19 protein-coding genes are annotated in these 26,248 nt (G+C 72.5%); 15 read left to right on the forward strand and 4 right to left on the reverse strand.

Going from position 1 to position 26,248, the window contains the following annotated elements:
* Positions 1-4: 4 nt before the first annotated feature.
* Entirely contained in the window at positions 5-1,036 is a 1,032-nt protein-coding gene (locus IE207_RS02080; RefSeq protein ID WP_190182246.1) for a LacI family DNA-binding transcriptional regulator, read from the forward strand.
* A 105-nt stretch (positions 1,037-1,141) separates the two neighbouring features.
* Positions 1,142-2,029, forward strand: a complete 888-nt coding sequence (locus IE207_RS02085) for a phosphatase PAP2 family protein (RefSeq protein WP_190182247.1) — start codon at positions 1,142-1,144, stop codon at positions 2,027-2,029.
* Between the two features lie 259 nt (positions 2,030-2,288).
* Here the strand turns inward: IE207_RS02085 and IE207_RS02090 are convergent, their stop codons facing one another.
* Positions 2,289-5,276, reverse strand: a complete 2,988-nt coding sequence (locus tag IE207_RS02090) for a bifunctional [glutamine synthetase] adenylyltransferase/[glutamine synthetase]-adenylyl-L-tyrosine phosphorylase (RefSeq protein ID WP_190182248.1) — start codon at positions 5,274-5,276, stop codon at positions 2,289-2,291.
* A 615-nt stretch (positions 5,277-5,891) separates the two neighbouring features.
* Between IE207_RS02090 and IE207_RS02095 the strand changes: the two genes are divergently transcribed.
* Together IE207_RS02095 and IE207_RS02100 are read left to right on the forward strand one after the other, a co-directional pair.
* Positions 5,892-7,985, forward strand: a complete 2,094-nt coding sequence (locus IE207_RS02095) for a PIG-L family deacetylase (protein WP_190182249.1) — start codon at positions 5,892-5,894, stop codon at positions 7,983-7,985.
* A gap of 216 nt (positions 7,986-8,201) precedes the next feature.
* Positions 8,202-9,005, forward strand: coding sequence for a hypothetical protein (locus IE207_RS02100; RefSeq protein WP_190182250.1), 804 nt, complete (start codon positions 8,202-8,204; stop codon positions 9,003-9,005).
* Between the two features lie 129 nt (positions 9,006-9,134).
* Here the strand turns inward: IE207_RS02100 and glnA2 are convergent, their stop codons facing one another.
* Positions 9,135-10,496 carry a gamma-glutamylpolyamine synthetase GlnA2 gene (gene glnA2 / locus IE207_RS02105; protein ID WP_190182251.1) on the reverse strand — a complete coding sequence of 454 codons (1,362 nt, stop codon included), beginning with the start codon at positions 10,494-10,496 and terminating at the stop codon, positions 9,135-9,137.
* 172 nt (positions 10,497-10,668) lie between these two features.
* Here glnA2 and IE207_RS02110 point away from each other — a divergent pair, with 172 nt between their 5' ends.
* The 6 genes from IE207_RS02110 (at position 10,669) to IE207_RS02135 (ending at position 16,968) form a co-directional block, all read left to right on the forward strand.
* Complete coding sequence (locus IE207_RS02110) at positions 10,669-11,133, forward strand: hypothetical protein (RefSeq protein ID WP_190182252.1); 465 nt, start codon at positions 10,669-10,671, stop codon at positions 11,131-11,133.
* Positions 11,134-11,211: 78 nt separating this feature from the next.
* Positions 11,212-11,874, forward strand: a complete 663-nt coding sequence (locus IE207_RS02115) for a thioredoxin-like domain-containing protein (RefSeq protein WP_190182253.1) — start codon at positions 11,212-11,214, stop codon at positions 11,872-11,874.
* 20 nt (positions 11,875-11,894) lie between these two features.
* Positions 11,895-12,584, forward strand: coding sequence for a DUF305 domain-containing protein (locus tag IE207_RS02120; protein ID WP_229873242.1), 690 nt, complete (start codon positions 11,895-11,897; stop codon positions 12,582-12,584).
* A 218-nt stretch (positions 12,585-12,802) separates the two neighbouring features.
* On the forward strand, positions 12,803-13,222 hold the full coding sequence (locus tag IE207_RS02125) for a CBS domain-containing protein (protein WP_190182254.1): 420 nt from the start codon (positions 12,803-12,805) through the stop codon (positions 13,220-13,222).
* Between the two features lie 585 nt (positions 13,223-13,807).
* A complete protein-coding gene (locus tag IE207_RS02130) occupies positions 13,808-15,124 on the forward strand; it encodes a DUF4352 domain-containing protein (RefSeq protein WP_190182255.1) in 1,317 nt (438 codons plus the stop codon).
* A gap of 89 nt (positions 15,125-15,213) precedes the next feature.
* Positions 15,214-16,968 carry an NAD+ synthase gene (locus IE207_RS02135; RefSeq protein ID WP_190182256.1) on the forward strand — a complete coding sequence of 585 codons (1,755 nt, stop codon included), beginning with the start codon at positions 15,214-15,216 and terminating at the stop codon, positions 16,966-16,968.
* Positions 16,969-17,044: 76 nt separating this feature from the next.
* On the opposite strand, the gene IE207_RS02140 is transcribed toward IE207_RS02135, so the two are convergent.
* Positions 17,045-18,076, reverse strand: a complete 1,032-nt coding sequence (locus IE207_RS02140; protein WP_190182257.1) for an endonuclease/exonuclease/phosphatase family protein — start codon at positions 18,074-18,076, stop codon at positions 17,045-17,047.
* A 288-nt stretch (positions 18,077-18,364) separates the two neighbouring features.
* Here IE207_RS02140 and panB point away from each other — a divergent pair, with 288 nt between their 5' ends.
* The 3 genes from panB (at position 18,365) to IE207_RS02155 (ending at position 21,320) form a co-directional block, all read left to right on the forward strand.
* Positions 18,365-19,246 (forward strand): 3-methyl-2-oxobutanoate hydroxymethyltransferase, encoded by an 882-nt coding sequence (gene panB / locus IE207_RS02145; protein ID WP_190182258.1) that lies wholly within the window; start codon positions 18,365-18,367, stop codon positions 19,244-19,246.
* 197 nt (positions 19,247-19,443) lie between these two features.
* On the forward strand, positions 19,444-20,469 hold the full coding sequence (locus IE207_RS02150; protein WP_190182259.1) for an ATP-binding cassette domain-containing protein: 1,026 nt from the start codon (positions 19,444-19,446) through the stop codon (positions 20,467-20,469).
* A complete protein-coding gene (locus IE207_RS02155; RefSeq protein ID WP_190182260.1) occupies positions 20,466-21,320 on the forward strand; it encodes an ABC transporter permease in 855 nt (284 codons plus the stop codon). The genes IE207_RS02150 and IE207_RS02155 overlap by 4 nt, the downstream gene beginning before the upstream one ends.
* 62 nt (positions 21,321-21,382) lie before the next feature.
* Here IE207_RS02155 and IE207_RS02160 read toward each other — a convergent pair whose 3' ends face one another.
* Complete coding sequence (locus IE207_RS02160) at positions 21,383-24,733, reverse strand: ATP-binding protein (RefSeq protein WP_190182261.1); 3,351 nt, start codon at positions 24,731-24,733, stop codon at positions 21,383-21,385.
* A 66-nt stretch (positions 24,734-24,799) separates the two neighbouring features.
* Here IE207_RS02160 and IE207_RS02165 point away from each other — a divergent pair, with 66 nt between their 5' ends.
* Positions 24,800-25,594 (forward strand): site-2 protease family protein, encoded by a 795-nt coding sequence (locus IE207_RS02165; RefSeq protein ID WP_190182262.1) that lies wholly within the window; start codon positions 24,800-24,802, stop codon positions 25,592-25,594.
* A 45-nt stretch (positions 25,595-25,639) separates the two neighbouring features.
* Complete coding sequence (locus tag IE207_RS02170; RefSeq protein ID WP_229873243.1) at positions 25,640-26,239, forward strand: DUF1707 SHOCT-like domain-containing protein; 600 nt, start codon at positions 25,640-25,642, stop codon at positions 26,237-26,239.
* Positions 26,240-26,248 lie beyond the last annotated feature (9 nt).

A 26,248-nucleotide genomic window follows, 5' to 3' on the forward strand; every position in this document is an offset into this window, starting at 1 on the left:
TGCCGTGACCGCACGGCTAGCCGACATCGCAGCCCAGGCGGGGGTCAGCGAAGCCACAGTCAGCCGCGTGCTCAACGGCAAGCCCGGTGTGGCCGCGGGCACCCGCGAGTCCGTGCTGGCCGCGCTCGACGTGCTCGGCTACGAGCGGCCCGTACGGCTGCGCCAGCGCAGCGCGGGCCTGGTGGGCCTGATAACCCCCGAGTTGGACAACCCCATCTTCCCGGCGCTCGCCCAGGTGATCGGGCAGGCGCTGACGCGGCAGGGGTACACCCCGGTGCTGGCGACGCAGACGCCCGGCGGATCCACCGAGGACGAGCTGACGGAGATGCTCGTCGACCGCGGTGTCTCCGGGATCATCTTCGTCTCGGGGCTGCACGCGGACACCACGGCCGACATGGGCCGCTACGACCAACTGCGCGCCCAGGGCGTCCCCTTCGTACTGATCAACGGTTTCTCCGACAAGGTGCGGGCCCCGTTCGTGTCCCCCGACGACCGGGCCGCGATGCATCTCGCCGTCACGCACCTGAGCGCGCTCGGGCACACCCGGATCGGCTTGGCGGTCGGACCGAAGCGGTTCGTGCCCGTACTGCGCAAGATCGAGGGGTTCCGCCTCGGCATGAAGGAGCGGCTCGGCCTGGGCGAGGAGGCGACGGAGGAGCTGGTCCAGCACTCCCTGTACTCGCTGGAGGGCGGCCAGGCCGCCGCGGCCGCGCTGATCTCGCGCGGCTGCACGGCGATCGTCTGCGCGAGCGACATGATGGCGCTCGGCGCGATCCGGGCGGCGCGGCAGCAGGGGCTGCGGGTGCCGCAGGACGTGTCGGTGGTCGGGTTCGACGACTCCCCGCTCATAGCGTTCACCGATCCGCCCCTTACCACGATCCGGCAACCGGTGCAGGCCATGGGGCAGGCGGCGGTCCGCACGCTGCTGGAGGAGATCGGTGGTACGCCGGCGCCGCACAGCGAATTCGTGTTCCTGCCGGAGCTGGTGGTGCGCGGATCGACCGCTTCCGGCCCGGGCCAGCGGCGTACCGCGTAGGGGTTGCGGCCGGGGTCGGCGTACTCCCCAGGGCTGAGCGGCTGCGGCCAAGACCGTCCCGAGGGATGATCGTGGTGCGGAAGCCATCTGGCAGACTCTTTCCCCATGGGTGAAGCGAGCGTGAAGACACTGGAAACCCGGACGGACGTCTCGTCACCCCAAGTGACCGGGCAGGACACCCGCCCGGGGTCCCGGAGCACTCTCCTCGCCCGCCTGCGGATGCCGCGCCGCCCGAGGATCTGGTTCGAGGTCCTGCTCATCGCGGTCAGCTACTGGACCTACTCCCTGATCCGCAACGCGGTGCCGGAGCAGAAGACGGCGGCGCTCGCCAACGCCGACTGGATCTGGAACGCCGAGCACACGCTGGGCATCGCGGTGGAGCACAGCGTCAACCACGCGGTCAACTCGGTGACGTGGCTCGTCGTGGGCATGAACTACTACTACGCCACGCTGCACTTCGTCGTGACGATCGGCGTGCTGGTCTGGATCTACCGCTTCCACCCCGGGCGTTACGCGGCCACCCGCTTCGTGCTGTTCGCGACGACGGGCGTGGCGCTGCTCGGCTACTACTTCTACCCGCTGGCGCCGCCCCGCCTGATGAACGGGCAGCGCTTCGTGGACACGGTGCTCGTGCACCACACCTGGGGTTCCATGGCCTCGGGGAACCTCAAGCACATGTCGAACCAGTACGCGGCGATGCCGTCCATGCACATAGGGTGGTCGCTCTGGTGCGGGCTGACGATCTTCGCGGTCGCGTCGGCGCCGTGGGCCCGCGTCCTGGGTCTGCTGTACCCGGCGGCGACCCTGGTGGTCATCGTGGCCACCGCGAACCACTTCTGGCTGGACGCCGCGGGCGGCATGCTCTGCCTGGCGTTCGGGTACACGGTCTCGGGGCTCTGGTACGGCTCCCTCCCCCACCGCCTGCCGCGCCGCCCCCGGGCCACCGACCCGCACCCGGCGACGGCCGCGGTCCTCAACCGCTTCCGCCGCTAGGGCGTGTTTCGAAAGTAGCGCCGGCCGCCCGAAGGGCGGGCCCCGCGGCGTCCGGTGCGTGCGATCGCAAGGCGGAGGGTCGCCCTCGTACCGGGCCGTACGCGGGCGATCCCGACAACGCGGCGAGCGTGCGTGCCGGGCGTCGCGGGGCAGGCGGGACTTTCGAAACGCGCCCTAGTGCCGTGGCCGGGAAGGTCTGCCGACCCGGTGAACCCTTCCGGTCACAGCACTTGGGCGCGACTTCTGCGGGCGCCAGGGCCTACGAGCCGTAGAACAGGTCGTCCACCACCGCGCGGGCGCGGCGGGTGGTGCGGCGGTAGTCGTCCAGCATCTCCCCGACCGTACCCTCCGCGTAGCCCAGGTAGCGGCCGACGGCCCCCAGTTCGCGCGCCTCGGAGGGGAAGGTGTCCCCGGCGCGGCCGCGGACCAGCATGACGGCGTTGCGGACGCGGGTGGCCAGCACCCAGGCCTCGTCCAGGATCTGCGCCTCGTCGGCCGGGATGAGGCCGGCCGCGTGCGCCGCGGCCAGGGCCTCTCGGGTCCGGGTCGTGCGCAGGCCCGGCTCGTTCCAGGCGTGGCGCATCTGCATCAGCTGGACCGTCCACTCGACGTCGCTGAGCCCGCCGCGGCCGAGTTTGGTGTGCAGGGTGGGGTCGGCGCCGCGCGGCATCCGTTCCGTCTCCATCCGGGCCTTGAGCCGGCGGATCTCGCGGACCGCGTTGTCGTCCAGGCCCTCGGCCGGGTAGCGCAGCGGGTCGATCAGGTCGATGAACCGGGCGCCGAGCCCGGAGTCGCCCGCGACCGGTTCGGCGCGCAGCAGGGCCTGGCTCTCCCAGGTCAGCGACCAGCGGCGGTAGTACGCGGCGTAGGAGGCGATGGTGCGCACCAGCGGCCCGGACCGTCCCTCGGGCCGCAGGTCGGCGTCGATGAGCAGCGGCGGATCCGCGGTGGGCAGCTGGAGCAGCCTGCGCATCTCGGCGATCACGGCCTGGGCGGCTTTCGCGGCCTCCTGTTCGTCGACGCCCTCGCGGGGTTCGTGGACGAACAGGACGTCGGCGTCGGAACCGTAGCCGAGCTCGCGCCCGCCGAAGCGGCCGACGCCGATGACGGCGAAGCGGGTGGGCAGGGTGTCGCCCCAGTGGGACCGCACGGCGGCGCGCAGGGCTCCGCCGACGGTGGCCGCGGTGAGGTCGGAGAGGGCCCGTCCGACCCGGTCGACGAGGGCGCCGGGGTCCGTTTCGGCGGGGCTGTCCTCCGTGCCGTAGGAGGCGATGATGTCGGCGGCGGCGGTACGGAACAGCTCCCGGCGGCGGACCCCGCGGGCGGCGGCGACGGCGGTCTCCGGGTCCTCGGCGCGGCCCACCGCGGCCAGCACCTCCTGTTCGAGCGCCTCGTGCGTACGGGGCTGGAGGCCTTCGGGGTCCCCGAGCAGCGCGACGGCCTCGGGTGCGCGCATCAGCAGGTCGGGGGCCAGGCGCCCGGCGGACAGGACGCGGGCGAGGTTCTCGGCGGCGGCGCCTTCGTCGCGCAGCAGCCGCAGGTACCAGGGAGTGCGGCCGAGGGCGTCGGAGACCTTGCGGAAGTTGAGGAGCCCGGCGTCGGGGTCGGCGGAGTCGGCGAACCAGCCCAGCATCACGGGCAGCAGGGTGCGCTGGATGGCGGCCTTGCGGCTGACGCCGGACGCAAGGGCCTCCAGGTGGCGCAGCGCGGTGGACGGGTCGGCGTAGCCGAGCGCTTCGAGGCGCTGGCCGGCGGCGCGCGGGGAGAGCCGGGTCTCGCCGGGGGTGAGCTGGGCGACGGCGTCGAGCAGCGGCCGGTAGAACAGCTTCTCGTGGAGGCGGCGGACGACGGAGGCGTGCCGGCGCCAGGCCTTGTTCAGTTCGGCGACGGGTTCGGTGCGCAGGCCCATGGACCGGCCCAGGCGCCGCAGGTCGTTCTCGTCCTCGGGCACGAGGTGGGTGCGGCGCAGCCGGTAGAGCTGGATGCGGTGCTCCATGGCGCGCAGGAAGCGGTACGCGTCGTGCAGCTGGGCGGCGTCGGCGCGGCCGACGTAGCCCCCGGCGGCGAGGGCGTGCAGGGCGTCGAGGGTGGTGCGGGAGTGGAGGGTGGCGTCGCTGCGGCCGTGCACGAGCTGGAGCAGCTGGACGGCGAACTCGACGTCGCGCAGCCCGCCGGGGCCGAGTTTCAGTTCCCGGTCGACCTGGGCGGCGGGGATGTTGTCGACGACGCGGCGGCGCATCTTCTGGACGTCGGCGACGAAGTTCTCGCGTTCGGCGGCCTGCCACACGAGAGGAGTTATGGCCTCGATGTACTGGGCGCCGAGTTCGGGGTCGCCGGCTACGGCGCGCGCCTTGAGCAGCGCCTGGAACTCCCAGGTCTTCGCCCAGCGCTGGTAGTAGGCGAGGTGGGAGGCGAGGGTGCGCACCAGCGGGCCGTTGCGGCCTTCGGGGCGCAGGTTGGCGTCGACGGGCCAGATGGTTCCCTCGACAGTGGTCTCGGAGCAGATCCGCATGAGGTGGGAGGCGAGGCGGGTGGCGGCCTGGACGGCCTTGCCCTCGTCGGTCCCCTTGGCGGCGTCGCCGACGAAGATGACGTCCACGTCCGAGACGTAGTTGAGTTCGTTGCCGCCGCACTTGCCCATGGCGATGACGGCGAGGCGGCAGCAGGCCGCGTCCTCGGGGGCGGCGGCGCTCGCGATGCGCAGGGCCGCGCGGAGGGTGGCGGTGGCGAGGTCGGCGAGTTCGGCGGCGGTCTCGGCGACGTCGATGGTGCCGCAGACGTCGCGGGCGGCGATGGAGAGCAGGCAGCGGCGGTAGGCGATGCGCAGGGTGACGGGGTCGTGGGCGTCGGCGAGGCCGCGTTCGAAGTCGGCGAGGCCGGGGTGGAGGTCGGCGGCTTCGTAGGTGACGAGGGCGTGCCAGTCGCGGGGGTGGCGGGCGAGGTGGTCGGCGAGGGCTTCGGAGGCGCCGAGCACACCGAGCAGCCGGTCGCGCAGCGGCTTGGCGCTGAGCAGGGTGTCGAGGAGTACGGGCAGTTCGTCGGGCTGCTGCGCCTCGGCGAGCCGTACGAGGCCGAGGAGGGCGAGGTCGGGGTCGGCGGTGGCGCCGAGTGCGTCGAGGAGTACCGGGTCGGTCCGTACGGGGGCCAGCACCGCGCTCTCCAGCAGCCGGGCGGCGGCGGAGGGGTCGGTGAACCCGCTCCGCAGCAGCCGGATGAAGGTGCTGCTCCTGCGTCCCGGGACTGTCATCCCGCCGCCTCCCGCGTGCGTCGCTGCCGGGGTTGACCCGGCCGGCCGAGGTCTTGAGCCTATCCGGAGCGGCGGGACGGCTCACCGGGGCGCGGGGGCGCGCCGGCCCCGGCGGAAGGGGACGCCCGCTTGCGCCGGGCGGGGTCGACGTGGCCAACCTCACAGGCCCGGCGGCGTGTGCGGCGTCGGCGCCGCGCCGCCGGCGGGTGCGTCGGCCGCCGCTGCGGCCGCGCGGAGCGCGCTCCACGGCGGTGACCGGCGCAAACGCGCCTCGGCCGGGTGGCGCGGGGGCGGTGCGTACCCCGTTCGCCGGCCCGTGCGCGGGTCGGCGACAGCGGGCTCTAAATCACATAAATCTGTACAACTAAGACAAGTCGCCTATAACTCATTCAACGTGCCATATGGTGACGTAAGTTGGCCCGCTGGACGGGACAAAGGCGTCCGCATGGCGGGCAATTGCCTCGATCGAACCCGCACGAGGGACAATCACATCCGGTCGTTTTTCGGAAAGCACGAGTCATCGGCGACATCGATGAACCAAGTCGCCCGGATTGACCTCTCTTTGAGTGACCGCTTCGCGGTTCTTCCCGCCCGGAACGACCCCAAGGCGTGACCATGCCGATGACCCGCCGCCGCCTCATGCTGGCCGCCGCCCTGCTGCCCGTCCTGACGGTCGGCACCACTGGCGTACTCGCGATCGCCTCGGGCGAGCAGACCTCGGCCGAAGCCAGCCAGGACAAGCACCCCGCCGCGCCCGTCATACCCGCGAGCACAACGGCCGGCTCGGTGGTCCAGGTCGTGGCCCACCCCGACGACGACCTCTTCTTCCTGAACCCGGACCTCAGCCGGTCCCTGACCGCCGGAATCCCGGTCACGAGCGTGTACCTCACCTCCGGCGAGGCCGACGGCCGCAACGAGGCCGCGGGCGGCGCCGCCAAGGACCCCCAGCAGCCCGCCGACCGCGCGCACTACGCGGAGGCCCGGCAGAACGGCATCCGCTGCGCGTACGCGCAGATGGCGACCGGGGACCGCACGAGCGCGTGGCAGCGTACGGTCATACCCACCGTCGGCGGCGGCCAGGCCGAAGTCGACGTCCTCCTCGCCCACCCCCGGATCAACCTGGTCTGGCTGCAGATGCGCGAGGCCCGCAGCACCACCGCCCCGACCCCCGAGAGCCTGCGCGGCCTGTGGAACGGCGAGATACCCGCCCTGGAGGCCCAGCTGGCCTCGGGCTCTCCCGTCACGGCGCCGTTCACGTACACCAAGGACCAGGTGGTACAGGTCATAGCCGGGGTCCTGACGAAGTACCGTCCGACGACGATACGGATGCAGGACCCGACCCCCGGCCGGGACCAGGTCACCGGCACGTACACCGACCACCAGGACCACATGTACGGCGCGCGCTTCGTCCAGGCCGGCTACGCCGCCTACGCCCGCCAGACCAGCGACCGCCCCCACTTCACGGTCCAGAACTACCTCGGCTACCACACGGGCAGCCTCCCGCACTCGCTGGACCCGCAGACCGCCGAGACGAAGATCGGCTACCTCAAGACCTACGCCTGGCTGGACCACGAGAACTACTGCGGCAGCGTCGCCGGCTGCGGCGACCGGAAGGTGGCGGGCAGCCCCACCGGCCGCAACTGGGCCCAGTCGCTGCGCTACGCCCGCGCCGACAACACCTCCTGGATGACGGAGGGCGTCCGCGGCCGGCTCTACGCCTTCGCGGTGCTCGACGGCCGGCTGGCGCTCTGGACCCGGGAGCCCGCCGGCATGTGGAGCGCCCCGGTCCTCCTGCCCGGCGAGGGCATCGACCCCGGCGTCTTCGCCACCCGCCTTCCCGACGGCCGGGTCACCGTCGTCGCGACCCGCACCACGTTCGGCGAGCGGGGCAAGGACTACCGCCGCGAGGTCGTCACCCTCAGCCAGGCGGCGCCCGGCGGCCCGTTCGGCGCCTGGCAGTCGCTCGGCACCCCCGAGGCGGCGGACGAGCCCGGCACCTCGGCGGTCAGTGCCCCCGCGGCAGTCGTCGGCGCGGACGGCCGGCTGACGGTGTACCTGCGCGACTCCCGCCGGACCCTGCGCGCCTGCGTCCAGGAGCCCTCGGGCGGCTTCGGCGAGTGGCAGCACCTGGGCGGCGCCGACCTGCAGAGCGACCCTGCGGTGGCGGTGGACGCCGCCGGCCGGCGCCACGTCTACGCCACCACCAGCACCTCCGTCCTCGCCTGGACGCAGGCCGCCCCGGACGCCCCCCTCCAGGGCCCGTTCCAGACGAACCTCCCCGCCACCACGGTTCCGCTCACCGCGGCCGCCGAGGGCGCGGGCGTCCGGCTCTACTTCCGCCGCCCCGACTCGGGCGTGGTCCGCAGCGCGCTGGTCACCGCGGGCCCGGGCAAGCCCCAGGTGTCCGCCGTCACCGAGTCCGGCGGCCGGGCCGGCTACGGCGCGGTCGGTGTCGCGGGCCGCCTCCTGACGGGCCGCGCCGACAGCGGCACCGTCGGCACCACCTCGGCCGGCGGCCCGCCCGCCTGGACGGAATCCCGCATGCTCTACAACGGCGCGCCGTCCGCCACCGTCGACCGCACGGGCTCCACGACGACGGCGGTCCTCGGCCTCGACGCCGCGCTCCACACGATCACCACCCCGCCCACGGGTACCACCAGCCCCGTCTGGCACCCGGCGGTCTTCCCCGCCCAGGCGCCCCTGACCTGACGGCCCCCGGCCCCTCCTGCGGCGCCCGGCACCCCAAGTTCTCGGCGAGCGAAGTGGTGCCGTGTCCTCCGGCATGCGTCCCGCCATGTTCCGGACGCATGCTGGAAGGACCAAGACGCACCTGGCTGCGGCGCAGGGGGTCCTGTGACATCGCTTGTCGCCGCTGCGACACATCAGAGGGCCTTTGGCCTTCAGCGTGACCACGAGGAGCACGCGATGTCGGATCAGTTGAACGCCGCACTTTCGGGGCAGGCCCCCACAGCGCTTGCCGAAGACGTCTCTCTCGCGACTCCACTGGCCGCACCCCGCATCGCCGGTCGTGACGCCGTTTCGGCCGCTCTCGGCACGTACCAGCGGGCCCTCGGCGCGCCTGAGGCAACAGCCGGCCTCAAGGGAGACGCGGTGGAGGGGGTCGTCTACAGCGCAAGCCCCGGCGGACGGGAGACGGAGATCGCGGCACTGGCCCGGACCGACTCCGCGGGCCTGATCACCACCATCGACGCCTACGGCCGGCCGTGGCCGTTCATGGCCGCTCTGCGCGAAGTGATCGCGAAGACCGACCCCGCTCTCGCGGACCCGAACCTCGGAACCGGACCGTACGCCCCGCAAGGGCCGACGCCGGATTGGGTTGATCATCCGGCCGTCCCGCCGCTGGCGCAGGATGTCACCCTGTACTCCCCGATCCTGAGCGAAGAGCCGACAGGGAAGGCTGTCGTCGGGCCCGTCCTCGAAGCCGCGGCGAAGAGCTTCAGCGACCTCAAGGTTCGTGCCGTCCTCGACATCGAGGGCCGATCGGGATTCACAGTGGTGATCGACGAACTCGTGGACGGTCACGTACAGCAGCTCGTGGAGATGTTCACCCTCAACGATGCGGGCGAGGTCGGGGGGATCCGCATCTTCACCCGCCCGTGGCTCGTGACAGCACATTTCCGGAAGAACATGTACGCCCTGCTCAAAGAAACGCTCGGCCCCGAATTCTGGGAGGGGCCCGACCCGCAAGGCCCCTTGCCCACCCCATGACATGAGGCCCCCGCGGGGACGCACTCATCCCGGCATCCCACGAACCCCGGGTGAGACGGGTCCGGGCCGGCGGCTGAGTGCCGTCGGCCCGGGGTGCCGTCTGACTGGGGTACCGCCGCTGACCTGCGGTTACAGCACCGGCATCATCTTGCGGAGCTCGAAGGCAGTGACCTCGGAGCGGTACTCCTCCCACTCCTGCTTCTTGTTGCGCAGGAAGAAGTCGAAGACGTGCTCGCCGAGCGTTTCGGCGACCAGTTCGCTGCGCTCCATCAGGGAGATGGCCTCGCCGAGGTTCTGGGGCAGGGGTTCGATGCCCATCGCACGGCGTTCGGCGTCGGAGAGCGCCCAGACGTCGTCATCGGCACCGGCCGGGAGTTCGTAGCCCTCCTCGATGCCCTTGAGGCCCGCCGCGAGGAGGACGGCGTACGTCAGGTACGGGTTGGCGCCGGAGTCGATCGAACGGACCTCGATGCGGGAGGAGCCGGTCTTGCCCGGCTTGTACATCGGGACGCGGATCAGCGCCGAGCGGTTGTTGTGGCCCCAGCAGATGTACGAGGGGGCCTCGCCGCCCGAGCCGGCGGTGCGGGAGGAGCCGCCCCAGATGCGCTTGTAGGAGTTGACCCACTGGTTGGTGACGGCGGCGGTTTCCGCGGCGTGCCTGAGCAGGCCCGCGATGAAGGACCGGCCGACCTTCGAGAGCTGGTACTCGGCGCCCGACTCGTAGAACGCGTTGCGGTCGCCCTCGAAGAGGGAGAGGTGGGTGTGCATGCCCGAGCCCGGGTACTCCGAGAACGGCTTCGGCATGAAGGTGGCCTGCACGCCCTGCTCCAGGGCGACCTGCTTCATGACCAGGCGGAAGGTCATGATGTTGTCGGCCGTGGACAGCGCGTCGGCGTAGCGCAGGTCGATCTCCTGCTGGCCGGGTGCGCCCTCGTGATGGCTGAACTCGACCGAGATGCCCATGGATTCAAGCATCGTGATCGCCTGGCGGCGGAAGTCCATGCCGACGTTCTGCGGGGTGTGGTCGAAGTAGCCGGAATTGTCCGCGGGCACCGGGCGGGTGCCGTCCAGCGGCTTGTCCTTGAGCAGGAAGAACTCGATCTCCGGGTGGGTGTAGAAGGTGAAGCCCAGGTCGGAGGTCTTGTTGAGGATGCGCTTGAGGACGTAGCGGGGGTCCGCGTACGACGGGGAGCCGTCCGGCATCAGGATGTCGCAGAACATCCGCGCGGTCCCGGGGGCCTCGGCGCGCCACGGCAGTATCTGGAAGGTGCCCGGATCCGGCTTGGCGATCATGTCGGATTCGTAGACGCGCGCGAAGCCCTCGATCGCGGAACCGTCGAAGCCGATGCCCTCGTCGAAGGCCTGCTCCAGTTCCGCGGGCGCGACGGCGACGGACTTGAGGAAGCCCAGCACGTCGGTGAACCACAGGCGCACGAAGCGGATGTCACGCTCCTCAAGCGTCCGGAGGACGAATTCCTGCTGCTTGTCCATGCCTTCATCCTCGCAGTTCAGACGACGTGTGCACCACCGGTCCCCGGAGGGGGGCACAGTCGGGCCGTCCCAGTATCGCCACCCGTGGTTTCCGCCACATTACGCACCCCTGAAAGCTCGTGGCACCCCCGCACTGACCGCGGGCCGGTCATGAGCATTACCATCTGCGGCCATGGGGGGCAGGAAGCACACGGAGCTCGGGGGCCACACCGGTCCCCCGCCCCGGCGTGCCGCCCCGTCGGCCGCGCTGACGGCCCTGGCCGCCGCGCTCGCCCTCGGGGTACTGCTGTGGGGTACCGCGTTCCCCTGCGCGGGGGGTGTGCGGTCCCACGTGTCGCCGACGGCGGTCGCGGCGGCGGGGGCGCACGAGCCGGCGCGCGGAGGGGCGTACGACCCTGCGCGCGGCCAGACGCACGGCCCGGCGCACGCCGGCTGCGTGGCCCCGCACGAGCTGCCCGGCTGCTCCCCCCGCTCCGATACGCCTCCTGCCGTACTGCCCGTCCCGCCGTCGGCCCTCGCCGCGGTGGGGGCCGGGGCGGTGGTGGCCGTGCGCCCCGCGCACGCCGGGCCCGTCCGGGCACCGGGTGCGCTCGCCCGCGCCCCCGACCTGCACGCCCTCCAGGTTTTGCGGACCTGACGCCGTCGGGCGCCGCCCGGCGTGCGCCCCTCGTAGCGGAACCGCCTTCCACCCCCCTCAGCAGAAGGAACAGGGCACATGGCCAGCAAGTCCGGCAAGACCACCACCGACAACACCGCGCGGCAGGCCCGCATAGCCGAGATGCGCCGCGCGGACAAAGCACGCGACCGGCGCAACAAGATCATCGCGATCACCGCTTCGACGGCGGTCGTCGCCGCCCTCATCGGCTTCGGCTCGTGGGTGCTGATGAGCCAGAAGCAGAAGGAGAAGGACGCCGCCGAGGCCCGCAAGGCGCCCGTGAGCGGCGAGCAGAGCTGGGACGCGAAGACGCTCGGCCGCAACCACGTCGACACCCCGGTCAGCTACCCGATGAACCCGCCGGTCGGCGGTGACCACAGCCCCCGCTGGATGAACTGCAACGGCGACGTCTACACCGACCCGCTGCCCGAGGTGAACGCGGTGCACTCGCTGGAGCACGGCGCGGTCTGGGTGACGTACAACGACAAGGCCGCCAAGGCCGATGTGGACACGCTGGCCGAGAAGGTCCGCAAGACCCCGTACACGCTGATGAGCCCGGACAAGACGCAGGCCGGGGCGATCATGCTCAGCGCCTGGGGCAAGCAGCTGAGCGTGAGCGACGCGGCCGACCCCCGGGTGGCGGCGTTCTTCACCAAGTACGTGCAGGGCCCGCAGACCCCGGAGCCGGGCGCGGCCTGCACCAACGGGTTGGCCGGGAAGTGACCCCGCCGCAGGGCCGGCGGGTGTCCCGTACGTACCTGGGCGCGGGCGCGGCGGTCGTCCTCGCCGCGCTGTTCGCGGTCGGGGCCACGGTCGCCGCCGCGAACGGCGGCGACGGGGACGGCGGTTCCGCCGCTTCGCGGGCGCCGTCGCTCTACTCGGCGGACGCGGGCTTCGCCCGGGACATGGCGGTGCACCACCAGCAGGCCGTGGAGATGTCCTTCATCGTCCGGGACCGCACCAAGGACGAGGCGGTCCGCGGCCTCGCCTACGACATCGCCAACACCCAGGCCAACCAGCGCGGCATGCTGCTGGGCTGGCTCGACCTGTGGGGGCTGCCGAAGGTGGTGGCGGACGAACCGCCGATGTCGTGGATGGGCAGCGACGACGGGCACGACATGGGCGGGCACGGCATGGGTGGACACGACATGGGCGGCGCCACCACCAAGCCCGGTGCGCTGATGCCGGGCATGGCCACCAAGGAGGAACTGGAGCGGCTGGGCTCCGCCGAGGGCCGAGAGGCGGAGGTGCTCTACCTCCAGCTGATGACCGACCACCACAAGGGCGGCGTCGCGATGGCCCAGGGCTGCGCGAGCCAGTGCGCGACCCCGGCGGAGCGGAAGCTGGCCGAGGGGATGGTGGCGGCACAGCGGTCGGAGCTCACCCTGATGGCCGACATGCTGGCGCAGCGCGGGGCCGCGCCGCGCGGCTGAGGGAGGTCGCCCGTACGGTGGTGGGAGGCGCCCTCGTCCGGTGCCCCGCGGCTCGGCCCCTCGGCCTGCCGCGTGGCCCGCGTGGCCTCCCACCTTGACCTTCGCCCGTACCGGCCCGTACGGGTGGGGTCGCTGGTCCGACCGGCCGGCCGACGGCGGGGACGCCGGGGCGGGTGCGCCCGCGTCCGCCCGCACGGCGCGCTCAGGAGGTACTCGCGATGACGACCGCCGCAGACATCATGCACCCCGGGGCCCAGTGGATCCCGGCCGGCGAAACCCTGGACCGGGCGGCTCAGCTGATGGCCCGGCTCAATGTGGGCGCCCTGCCCGTCAGCGATGAGAACGAACGCCTCTGCGGCATCATCACGGACCGCGACATCGTGGTGTCGTGCGTGGCCAAGGGGCACGACCCGTCGGTGGTCACCTGTGGTGACCTCTGTCAGGGGACGCCGCGCTGGATCGACGCCGGGGCGGACGTCTCCGATGTACTGGACGAGATGGAGAGCCATCAGATCAAGCGGCTCCCGGTGATCCAGGACAAGAAGCTGGTCGGCATGATCAGCGAGGCGGACCTGGCCCAGAACCTCTCGGAGGAGCAGATAGCCGGCTTCGTCGAGAAGGTCTACGCCCGCCGCTGACCGGTGCACTCGCCTCAGGGACCGCCCGGGCCACTTGGCGCGGGCGGTCCCGGCATGACCGAGTGCCGGCCGGCGCCGCCAGGACGGTGACGGACGCGGGCATCGGGTGCGGGGCCCGGAGCGCGAGGCGTTCGTCGGCCCCGTCGGGGTGGCGGGCGCTCTCCGGCAGGACCCCGCCCCAGACGCGGGCGGTCCGGCAGCAGCGGCGTACGGGGTCACGTGCCGCCGGTCCCCGGGCCCGCCGGCGCGGCGGGGAGCCCGGCGTCATACGCGACGCGGCCGGACAAGACGGGGCACCGTCGGGCGGCACATTGCGACCACCCCTGGCAGGACCGGCCCGGTCCCGGTGGCGCGGGCCACGTCCCCGGACCAATGGGCCGGGGGGACCGCGGCGTTGGCCGACGCGGAGTGGCTCACCGTCGGCAAGCCCGTCCTGCGGGCAGCCTCCGCGGGCGGGCTGGTCAGGACCCCTCCCGTTCCCGGGGCGCGGACGCGTCGAGGGCGGGGCCGAAAGCGGTTGGAGGGGGTCGGGGGCCGTGGCAGGGTAGGTGATCACCGCTCCCCGTTGCGAAGGACGCCCCGAGTATGAGTACGCCCCCGAACCCGCCGAGCAGCAGCCCGAGCGACCCGCCGACGGAGCCTTCGGGGACTCCCATACCCGAGGGCGCCGCCCCGCCGCCCCCGCACCCCGTACCTGAGGACACGGCACCCCCCGCCCAGCCGCTGTCCCTGACCAAGGACTCCCAGCCCGCACCGCACGCCGAGCCGGAACCCGAGCCGGCCCCCGCCCAGCCGCTGACCCTGGACAAGACCCCGGACCCCGCACCCGAAGACGCCGCCCCGTCGGCGGCGCACGCCGGGCCCGGACACGCGTCGGCCCCGACACCGCCGGTGCCGCCGGCACCGGGTGGGGGCGTCGGCCCGCAGGGAACGCACTTCGCGCCGCTCACCCCGCCGCCGGCCGCGCCGCAGGCGGCGCCGTACGGCTGGCCGGGCCAGCCCGGCCCGTACCCGGGCCCGTACCCCGCCGCCCCCGGCCAGCACGGTTTCCCCGGGTACCCGGGTTACCCCGGCTACCCCGGCCAGCCCGCCGCGCCCGCCGCGCCCGCCGCGCCCGCCGCGCCCGCGAACAACATGGCCATCGCCGCCCTCGTGCTCGGGCTGCTCGCGATCGCCTTCGGTGTCATCCCGTTCGTCTTCTGGATCGGCACCCTCGTCGGCCTGACCGGCACCGGCATAGGCATCGCCGCCATCGTCAGCGCCACCCGCGGCGCGCCCCGCAAGACGATGGCCCTGATCGCCACGGTCCTGTGCGTCCTGGGTCTCTTCTCCTCCGTCGGCGGCTTCTACCTCAGCGTCGCCGTCGTCCACAAGGCCGAGGACGCGGCGGACCGCCGCCTCGACCGCGACCGGGACCTGCCGGACGACCTGGCCGACCCGGCCGACCCGGCCGACCCGGCCAACCCCGACTACCCGGACCCGGCGGAGCCCACCGCCCCGGACCACGGCCGGGGTTTCGACAGCCCCGTCCCCTTCGGCAGCACCGTCAGCTACGCGAACGGCGTCCGCGTGAGCCTGTCGACGCCGGAGAAGTACGTCACGAAGCGCAAGTACATCGAGGTCGGCAACGCGGTCCGGATCGACATCAAGATCACCAACAGCTCCGACAAGCCCGTGAACATCATCTACGCGGTCCCCTCCGTCCACGACGCGCAGGGCAACCGTGCCAAGCTCGTCTTCGACGTCGACACCCCGAAGATGATCAGCGGCACCATCCAGCCCGGCGCCACCGCCACCGGGACCGCCGCCTACGAGATCCCCGAGGGCACCACGCGCCTCACCGCGGACGTCGCCCCCGTGATCCCCTCGCCCGCCGCCCGGTTCAGCGGCCCCATCGGCTGACGGGCCCCGCCTCGAAGACGAAGACGCGTACCCCCGTACCCCGGCCTCCCCCAGGACATCGCGTCAGTAAGACGATTACACTGTCCCCCGTGCCTCAACTACGCCTCGCTCTGAATCAGATCGACTCGCACGTCGGCAACATCGCCGCCAACGCCGACTCGGTCGTCCACTGGACCCGGCACTCCGCCGAGCAGGGCGCCCACCTGGTGGCGTTCCCGGAGATGATGCTGACCGGGTACCCCGTCGAGGACCTCGCCCTGCGCAGCTCCTTCGTCGAGGCCTCCCGCGAGGCGCTGCGCGACCTCGCGCAGCGCCTCGCGGCCGAGGGCCTCGGCGAGCTGCCGGTCATCGTCGGCTACCTCGACCGCTCCGAGCGGACCGCGCAACGGCTCGGCCTGCCGCCCGGCTCCCCGGAGAACGCGGCCGCCGTACTGCACCGCGGGGAGGTGGTGCTGCGCTTCGCCAAGCACCACCTGCCCAACTACGGCGTCTTCGACGAGTTCCGCTACTTCGTACCGGGCGACACCCAGCCGGTGATCCGGGTCCGCGGCATCGACGTGGCGCTGGCCATCTGCGAGGACCTGTGGCAGGAGGGCGGCCGCGTCCCGGCCACTCGCTCCGCCGGGGCCGGTCTGCTGGTGTCGGTCAACGCCTCGCCGTACGAGCGCAACAAGGACGACCTGCGCCTGGAACTGGTCCGCAAGCGCGCCCAGGAAGCCGGCTGCACGCTGGCCTACCTGGCGATGATCGGCGGCCAGGACGAGCTGGTCTTCGACGGCGACTCGATCGTCGTCGGCGCCGACGGCGAGGTCATCACCCGCGCGCCGCAGTTCTCCGAGGGCTGCGTCCTGGTCGACCTCGACCTGCCCGCCGCCCGCTCCGACGCCCCGGAGGGCGTGGTCGAGGACGGCCTGCGGATCGACCGGGTGATCCTGTCCGAGGAGCCGGTGGAGCCCTACGAGCCGGTGGTGGCGGGCGGCTACGCCGAACGCCTCGACGACGACGAGGAGGTCTACGACGCGCTGGTCGTGGGCCTGCGCGCGTACGTCAAGAAGAACGGTTTCCGTTCGGTGCTGATCGGGCTGTCCGGCGGCATCGACTCCGCGCTCGTCGCCGCCATCGCCTGTGACGCCATCGGCGCGCAGAACGTGTACGGCATCTCGATGCCCTCGAAGTACTCCTCGGACCACTCCAAGGGCGACGCCGCCGAGCTGGCCCGGCGCACCGGCCTGAACCTCCGCACCGTGTCGATCGAGCCGATGTTCGATGCGTACATGGGGTCGCTGGGCCTGTCGGGCCTGGCCGAGGAGAACCTCCAGTCCCGGCTTCGCGGCACCATGCTGATGGCGGTCTCCAACCAGGAGGGCCACATCGTCCTGGCCCCCGGCAACAAGTCGGAGCTGGCCGTCGGTTATTCGACCCTCTACGGGGACTCCGTCGGCGCCTACGGTCCGATCAAGGACGTCTACAAGACGGTGATCTTCCGCCTGGCGGAGTACCGCAACCGGGCCGCCGCCGAGCGCGGCGAGACGCCGCCGATCCCGGAGAACTCGATCGTGAAGCCGCCGAGCGCCGAGCTGCGCCCGGGCCAGGTGGACACCGACTCGCTGCCGGACTACCCGGTGCTCGACGCGATCCTTGAGCTGTACGTGGACCGCGACCAGGGGCTGGAGGAGATCGTCGCGGCCGGCTACGACCGCGAGCTGGTCGCCAAGACCCTGCGGATGGTGGACACGGCCGAGTACAAGCGCCGCCAGTACCCGCCGGGCACCAAGATCTCCGCGAAGGGCTTCGGCAAGGACCGCCGCCTGCCCATCACGAACGGCTGGCGCGAGCACGCGTAGGGCCGGCCGTACGTACGCCGGGGCCCCGGCCGCCGTGGAGGGCGGCCGGGGCCCCGGCTCATGCGCGGCGTACGGGTCAGGGCTTGAGCTCGACCCGGGCCGCGGTGGGCAGGTGGTCGCTGCCGGTGCGCGGCAGGGTCCAGGAGGCCTTCGGCGTGACGCCCCGCACCAGGATCTGGTCGATGCGGGCCATCGGGAACCGGGCCGGCCAGGTGAACCCGAACCCGTCGCCCGCCGCGCCCTGCGTGGAGCGCATCTGCGAGGTGATCTCCGACAGGGACCGGTCGTTCACGGTGCCGTTGAGGTCGCCGAGCAGTACGACCCGCTTGAGCGGTTCGGCGGCGAGCGCGGCGCCCAGCGCGTTGGCGCTGTTGTCGCGCTGGTTCGCGGTGAACCCGGCGTTCAGCTTGACCCGGACGGACGGCAGGTGGGCGACGAAGGCGGCCATGTCCCCGGAGGGGGTCTTCACGGTGACGCGCATGGCCCGCGTCCAGCCCATCTTGATGTCGACGGGCCGGCTGGAGGTGAGCGGGTACTTGCTCCACACGCCGACCGTCCCCTCGACGGCGTGGTACTTGTACGTGGCCTCCAGGGCCTTCTCGTAGGCCGGGACGGCGCCCGCCTTGAGCTCGGTCAGGGCCAGCACGTCCGCCCCGGCCTTCGCGACGGATTCGGCGGTGCCGCGCGGGTCAGGGTTGGCGGCGTCCACGTTGTGGGTGGCGACCGTCAGGTTGCCGCCCGTACCGGACTTGTCGGTGACCAGGCCGCCGAAAAGGTTCACCCAGACGGCGGCGGTCAGCGCTATCGAGATCAGCGCCGTCGCCGACTTGCGGATCACCGCCGCGACGAGCAGCAGCGGCACGGCCAGACCGATCCAGGGCAGGAAGGTCTCGGTGAGGCTGCCGAGGTTGCCGACGTCGTTCGGCAGCTCCGCATGGAAGATCATCACCAGCGAGATCAGCGCGGCCAGGGACGCCGTCACGATCCCGCGCCGCCAGATGCCGCGGTCCCTGCGCCACTCGGCGATTCGGCGCCGCAGACCGGATCCGGAGGGCCCCGGCTCCGAGCCGCCGCCGTTCCCCGTCTCCGTCATGTACGCCTGTGCCATGTAACTGCCCTCGCTGCCGTGCTTGCGCTGCTTCCCCGCCCCTTGACCCTAGGCGATGGACGCTGCCATCCGTGCCGTCCGTTCCGGCCGTACGACCGGGAGGACGAACAGCTGTCCGCCCGTAGTTCCGCTTGTCACGAAACGCGCACATTCGATCCGCGGCGGCTGGAGTCGGACTCGCAGCGGGACCGTGGGTGTGACGGACCGGTCATCCCGCCACTTCCTCCTCGGGCCCGGAGAGTGCCACCATGGTGGGTGAGTCCGGGGACGTCGTCAGGACGCCTCGAGATGACACGAGGAGCAGCAGCAATGACGCATGCCGTTTCGCCTGCCCGCGAAGCTTCCGGCCCCACCCTGTACGGGGGCACGGGCACCCGCCGCATCACCATCCGCGACCTGGCCCTGGCCAAGGAGCGGGGGGAGAAGTGGCCCATGCTCACGGCGTACGACGCGATGACCGCGTCGGTCTTCGACGAGGCCGGGATCCCAGTGATCCTCGTCGGCGACTCGATGGGCAACTGCCACCTGGGCTACGAGACCACCGTCCCCGTGACGATGGACGAGATGACCCTGCTCTCGGCGGCCGTCGTACGGGGCACCCGCCGTGCCCTGGTCGTCGGCGACCTGCCGTTCGGTTCGTACCAGGAAGGCGCCGTGCAGGCGCTGCGGAGCGCGACCCGGCTGGTCAAGGAGGCGGGCGTCGGAGCGGTCAAGCTGGAGGGCGGCGAGCGCTCGCTGGCCCAGACCGAGCTGATCGTGCAGTCCGGCATCCCGGTCATGTCCCACCTGGGGCTCACCCCGCAGTCCGTGAACGCCATGGGCTACCGGGTGCAGGGCCGCGGCGACGAGGCCGCGCACCAGCTGCTGCGCGATGCGAAGGCGGCTCAGGACGCGGGTGCGTTCGCGGTGGTGCTGGAGCTGGTCCCGGCCGAGCTGGCCGCCGAGGTCACCCGGTCCCTGCACATTCCGACGGTCGGCATCGGCGCGGGCTCGGAGTGCGACGCGCAGGTGCTGGTGTGGACCGACATGATGGGCCTGACCGGGGGGAAGATGCCCAAGTTCGTCAAGCAGTACGCGAACCTGCGCCAGACCATGGGTGACGCGGCGAAGGCCTTCGCCGAGGACGTGATCGGCGGATCGTTCCCGCAGCCGGAGCACGCCTTCCACTGAGCCCCGCTCGGCATCTCTGACGGCCCGTCGGCTCCATGCCGGCGGGCTGTCGCCGTTCCGGCCCGCCCGGTTCCGTCCCGCCCGGTTCCGGCCCGCCCCGTTCCTGCCCGCCCGGTTCGGGCCCGTCAGCCGCCTGTAGCCGCCTGCCGGTCCGGTGTCGGTCGTCTGTCGGCGCTTTGTCAGTGGCGGATGGTCCCATGATGGACATGACGCGAAACGACAAGAATCCCCTGAACGGCTCGCACGCCGTGGAGGTGCGGGGGCTGGTCAAGCACTACGGCGAGACCAAGGCCCTCGACGGTGTGGACCTCGATGTCCGCGAGGGAACCGTCCTCGGGGTCCTCGGCCCCAACGGCGCCGGCAAGACCACCCTGGTCCGCATCCTGTCCACCCTGATCGCCCCGGACGCCGGGACGGCGACGGTCGCCGGCTTCGACGTGGTCCGCCAGCCGCGGCAGCTGCGCCGCACCATAGGCCTGACCGGCCAGTACGCCTCGGTCGACGAGAAGCTCTCCGGCTGGGAGAACCTCTACATGATCGGCCGGCTGCTGGACCTGCCCCGCAAGGAGGCCCGGTCCCGCGCCGACGAGCTGCTGGAGCGGTTCTCGCTGACCGAGGCCGCCAAGAAGGCCGCGATGCACTACTCCGGCGGCATGCGCCGCCGGCTCGACCTGGCGGCGTCGATGATCGGCCGCCCGGCCGTCCTCTACCTGGACGAGCCGACCACCGGCCTCGACCCCCGTACCCGTAACGAGGTGTGGGACGAGGTGCAGCGGATGGTCGCGGAAGGCGCGACCGTCCTGCTGACCACGCAGTACATGGAGGAGGCCGAGCAGCTCGCCGACCAGCTGACGGTCATCGACCGGGGCAAGGTCATCGCCAACGGCAAGGTCGACGAGTTGAAGGCCCGGGTCGGCGGCCGCACCCTGCGCATCCGGCCCGTCTCCTCCGCCGATGTGCCGGGCATGGCCCGGTCGTTGGCCGAGGCGGGGCTGGACGGGGTGGCCGGTTCCCAGGCCGTGCCCGACGAGGGCGTGCTGCTGGTGCCGATCCTCAGCGACGAGCAGCTGACCGCGGTGGTCGGCCTGCTGGCCGCCCGGGGGTACGCGATCGCCGACCTCGGCACCTACCTCCCCAGCCTCGACGAGGTGTTCCTTTCCATCACCGGCCAGAAGCCCTCTTCCGAGGACTCCGCCCAGCAGACCGAGGAGGTCGCGGCATGAGCACCGTCACCACGTCCAAGCCCAGTACCCCCGCGACCGTTTCGGCCGCCGCGGCCGTCGGACCGGCCGACGAGGGCAGGATCGGCCTGCGGGGCAACCTGCGGCACATCGGCGCCCTGGTGCGCCGCAACACCCTGCAGATCAAGCAGGACCCCGAGTCGATGTTCGACGTCGTGTTCATGCCGATCATCTTCACCCTGCTGTTCGTGTTCGTCTTCGGCGGCGCGATCTCCGGCAAGGGCCAGCAGGAGGCGTACGTCAACTACGTCGTCCCGGGCCTGATGGCCATGATGGGCATGAACATCGCCATGGGCGTCGGCACGGGGGTGAACGACGACTTCAAGAAGGGCGTGATGGACCGCTTCCGGTCCATGCCCATCGCCCGGTCCTCCGTGCTGATAGCCAAGATCGTGGTCGAACTCGGCCGCATGATGGTCGCCATCGCGATCCTGCTCGCCGTCGGCTTCATGCTGGGCCTGTCGATCAAGACGTCAGTGCTGGACCTGTTCCTGTCCATCGGGCTGTCCGCCGTGTTCGGCGCCTCCCTGATGTGGATCTTCATCCTGCTCGGTCTGACCATGAAGACCGCGCAGGCCGTCCAGGGGATGGCCATGCTGGTCCTGATGCCGCTCCAGTTCGGCAGCTCGATCTTCGCCCCGCCGTCGACCATGCCGGGCTGGCTGCAGACCTTCACCGACTACAACCCGCTGTCCAACCTGGCCGACGCAGCGCGCGGCCTGATCAACGGCGGGGCGGTCGCCCACCCGGTCTGGGTGACCCTGGCCTGGTCCGTGGCCATCACGCTCGTCACCATGCCGCTCGCGGTGCGCAAGTTCCGCCAGAAGACCTGATCCGGGGGGCCGGTCCGTTCCGGATCGCGTCCCGGACGGACCTGCCCCCTACGGGGGCCGGATCAGCAGAGGGCGGTGGCCTCCTCCAGGGAGAGGCCGCCGCCTTCGGCGCAAGCCGCCTCGAAAGCGGCGTCGCCCAAAGCCGCGCGCGCCCCTTCCTCGGCGCGGGCGGCGTCGGCGCGTTCGGTGGAGACCGGGAAGTGCCCGGGCGGCAGCAGGGCCCGGTACGCCCCGACCAGCCGGGCCGCGTCGTAGGAGCGCTCGGGGCCGCCGAGACCGACGAGCGAGACGGCCGCCGTGATCATGAAGACGGCCGGCATCTGGGGCGCGACCATCGTGGCGAGCGGGTCCCGGGCAGCCGCCATGGCCTGCCGGTTCAACGCGAGCGCCTCGCGGTAGTTGCCCTCCTGGTTGTCGAGCCAGGCCAGCATCGCCAGCAGGAAGCAGTCGAAGATCGCGTACGCGCCGGTGGCGAACTCCTCGCGAAGCGAGTGGATCTGGGCGCGGGCCTGGGGGATGCGGCCGGTGCGGCCGTAGACGCCGGCGAGGAACATCCGGGCGGCCGGCATGGCCTCGTTGTTGAACTGCTGGACGAGCCCGATGAGCTCGTCGAGGATCGCCTCGGCCTCCTCCACCCGGCCGTTCTCGATGAGGGCCCCGGCCCGCCGCACCCGCAGGACGGTCACCTGCGCCTGGGCGCCGAGGCGCTCGGCGTAGGCGACGGCGGCCTGGAAGTCCTCTGCGGCCAGGGCGTATTCACCGCGCTTCTCCAGGGATTCGGCGCGGGCCGACAGGGCTTCGGCGCAGCCCCAGGCATCGCCGAGCTCCCGGAAGACGGCCAGGCTCTCCTCCGCGTCGCGGGCGGCGTCACCGCTCCAGCCGGCATGGTTGGCGAGGACGTTGGCGCGCAGTTGGAGGGCGCTGGCGTAGGCCCAGCGGTAGCCGAGTTCCCGCGAGGCGTCGACGGTCGCGTCGAGGATGCGCCGGAGCAGGCCGGTGTCTCCGTTGATCATGATGGCGAAGATCCAGAAGACTCCGGGGAACTCGCAGGTCTGCGGGAGACCGGGCCGGTAGACCTGCACGATCGCTTCGACCTGTTCCCGTATCTCGGGACTGTTCCAGTCGGTGCTGGTCTGGTCGCGGGAGGCCATGCACATCATCCGCACGCCGCGCCAGGCCTCGGTGAGCAGTTCGCCCGTGTACGGCGGCGGGGAGTCGACGATCCGTTCCAGGACGGGTTCGGCGGGGACGAGGGGCGGGGCGAAGGGGTCGGGGCCGAGGGCGGCGGCGAGAGCGGACCAGTGGCGGCTCTCGGCGCGCAGGTCGTGCATGTGCCAGTACCAGCCGAGGGAGTGCACAAGGCACAGCACTTCGGCCACGTCCTTGGTGGCGACGGCGCGGCGCAGGGCGGTGCGGATGTTCTCGTACTCGACGGCCAGCCGCTCACCGGCCTCGCGCTGGCCGTGGCCGCGCAGCAGCGGCTCGGTGGTGCGGGCGAGTTCGCGGTAGTGGGTGAGGTGGCGGCGCTCGGTGGCGTCGCGGTCGCCGGGCGCTTCGTGGAGGCGCTCGGCGGCGTACTCGGCGACGGTTTCCAGCAGCCGGTAGCGCATGTCGCCGCCGGGGCCCGGTGCCGCGACGACGAGGGACTTGTCCACGAGCGAGCCGAGCAGGATGAGCACATCGGCGCCGTCCCGCGCGACAGTGCCGTGCCGCGCGACAGTGCCGTCCCGCGCGGCGGAACCCTCGCCGCCGACGGCTCCGGCGCAGACGGCCTCGGCGGCGGCCAGGTCGCAGCCGCCCGCGAAGACGGACAGCCTTCGCAGCACGGCCCGTTCGGGTGCGTCGAGCAGGTCCCAGGACCAGTCCACGACGGCGCGCAGCGTCTGCTGGCGCGGCAGGACGGTACGGGAGCCGCTGGTGAGCAGGCGGAACCGGTCGTCCAGCCGGTCGGCGATCTGCCGGGCGGTCAGCAACCGCAGCCGGGCCGCGGCGAGTTCGATGGCGAGCGGCAGTCCGTCGAGGCGACGGCAGATCTCGGCGGCGGCCTCCGGGTCGTCCTCGGCGCGGAACCCGGGGCGGGCGGCGGCCCCCCGGTCGCCGAGGAGCCGTAGCGCGACCGGGTCGGGCAGCGGTTCCACCGGGCGCAGGGTCTCCCCCGGTACCCCGAGGGGTTCGCGGCTGGTGGCGAGGATGCGTACGCCGGGGCAGTGGGCGAGGAGTTCCTCGGCGAGGGCGGCGGCGGCCTTGACGACGTGCTCGCAGTTGTCCAGGAGCAGCAGGAGCCGCCGTCGCGCGCAGTGGTCGACGAGCCGTTCGAGGGGGTCGTCGCCGTTGCGGTCGGTCAGCGCCCGCAGTTCCTCGGCGGCGGCGCCGCGCAGCTTGGTCTCGCGGGCCCCGAGCGCGGTGAGGACCGCCTCGGGCACGTCCTCGGGGTCGTCCACGGGTGCCAGCTCCACCAGCCACACCCCGTCGGGCAGGCCGTCGGGGGCCTGTGCCTCGGCGGCCTCCTGCGAGAGCCGGGTCTTGCCCGCCCCGCCGGGGCCGAGCAGCGTGACGAGGCGGGAGCGGCCCAGGTCGTCGCCGATGGCCCGGATGTCCTCCTCGCGGCCGACGAAGGTCGTGAGCCGCGCCCTCAGGTTGCCCCGGACCGACGACGGCTCGTGCGGCGCGGGAGCCGGCCCCGGTAGGGGGGCCGGCACCGGGGTCAGCAGCTCGGCGTGCAGGGCCCGCAGGGCGGGGCCCGGGTCGGCGCCCAGGCGGTCGGCGAGGTCCCGTCGGACCTGCTCGTAGGCGGCCAGCGCCTCCGCCGGCCGGCCCGCGTCGCGCAGGGCGCGGATCCGCAGCGCCTGCGACGGCTCGTCCAGCGGCTGCTCGGCGCACAGTGCGCCCAGCTCCGGCAGGACCCGCTCCGCCTGCCCCAGCGCGAGGGCCGCGGCCAGCCGGCCCCGGCGGGCGTCCGTCCGTACCGCCTCCCAGCGGGCGGACTCCGCCGCGGGATCGGGCAGGCAGGCCAGCGCCGGTCCGCGCCACAGCGCGAGGGCCTCGTCGTACAGGGCGGCGGCCCGGGCCGGGTCCGTCTCCGCCGCGGCGGCGCCGGAGCCGGCCAGCCGCTCGAAGCGGTACAGGTCGATGTCGTCCCGCTCGGCGGCCAGCAGGTAACCGCCCTCGGCGGACCGCACGGCCTCGTGCCCCAGCGCCCGCCGCAACCGTGCCACGAGCGCCTGGAGGGCGGCGACGGCGTCGGCCGGCGGGTCACCGTCCCAGACCTGGTCGACGAGCAGGTCCGCCGGCACGGTGCGGCCGGGCCGCAGCGCAAGCGCGGTCAGGAGGGCCCGCAGGCGGGCTCCGCGGACGGCGACGGGGGTCCCGTCGTCGCGGGTGGCCTGGGTGGTGCCGAGAATCGCGTAACGCACCGGCCCATTGTCACTGCCCGGGCCCCCGGACCCGACCGATTTCCGGGCCGGGATAGGTTTCGCCGCATGAGTCACCAGGGGAGCCGCTCCGAGCGGCGGGTCAGTTCCGTGTTTCTGGGCATCGTCGCCGTCATGGCGGTCACCGGCTGGGCCGTGTGGACCGGCTACGCGACGAGCCCCGGGCTCGCCGTGTTCCTCTTCGTGACGTCCGCGTGGGTGGTCTCCCTGTGCCTGCACGAGTACGCGCACGCCCGCACCGCGCTGCACGGCGGTGACATCTCGGTGGGGGCCAAGGGCTACCTGACGCTGAATCCGCTCAAGTACACGCACGCGCTCCTGAGCATCGTGCTGCCGGTGGTGTTCGTGATCCTGGGCGGTCTGGGCCTGCCCGGTGGCGCCGTGTACATCGAGCGGGACAGGATCCGCGGCCGCTGGAAGCACAGCCTCGTCTCGGCGGCGGGCCCGCTGACCAACGTACTGTTCGCGGCCGTGTGCACGGCGCCGTTCTGGCTGCACGCCCTGGACGGCGTCCCCCTCGCCTTCCGCTTCGCGCTGGCCTTCCTCGCGCTGCTCCAGGTATCGGCGGCGATCTTGAACTTCCTGCCGGTCCCGGGCCTGGACGGCTACGGGGTCATCGAGCCCTGGCTGTCCCACCGGGTGCGCCGCGAGGTGGCGCCGCTGGCCCCCTTCGCCCTGATCGGCGTGTTCGCGCTGCTGTGGATCCCCGAGGTGAACGGGTTCTTCTTCGACCGGGTCACCGACGTCCTCGGCGCGCTGGGAGTGTCCGACCTGGAGACGTACTGCGGCCACAGCCTCTACCGCTTCTGGCAGGAGACGGACGGCTACTGCACGCTCCCGTAGCGCCGGGCCGTGCCGTGCCGTGCCGGTGCGATTAAAGTCCTGTCCATGATCAATGGGGAGCAGGGGCCGTCGGAGCTGTCGACGCGGGACGCGGTGGAGCTTCGGGCCGCGGACGCGGACCGGGAGGCGGTGGCCGAGCAGCTGCGGGTCGCCGCCGGTGAGGGCCGGATCGGCCTCGGCGAGCTGGAGGAGCGGCTCGACCGGGCCTACGCCGCGAAGACGTACGGCGAACTCGACGTGCTGGTGGCCGACTTGCCGCAGGGGCGGGGCGGCGGGGGGCGTCCCGGGACCGGCGCGGACACGCTCGTCCTCAAGACCGGCATGAGCAGCATCAAGCAGCAGGGCCGGTGGACGGTCCCGCGCAGGATCGTCGCCGAGTGCAAGATGCTGAGCATCGTGATCGACTTCACCGAGGCGATCTGTGTGCACGGTGACGTCACCGTCGAGGCGCGTTGCGGATCGGGCAGCATCCAGTTGATCGTCCCGCAGGGCTGGGCGGTGCGGATCGACGGGTCGAGCACCAACACGGCTCACATCGCCGACCAGGTCTCGGCGCCGGCGGACCCGGCCGCCCCGGTGCTCACGGTCGTCGGGCACCCGCGGACCGGCCGCATCAAGATCAAGCAGCCCCGCCGCAAGGGCTAGCCGGCGTCC

This window comes from Streptomyces cirratus (assembly GCF_014650775.1).
GTDB classification, from domain to species: domain Bacteria; phylum Actinomycetota; class Actinomycetes; order Streptomycetales; family Streptomycetaceae; genus Streptomyces; species Streptomyces cirratus.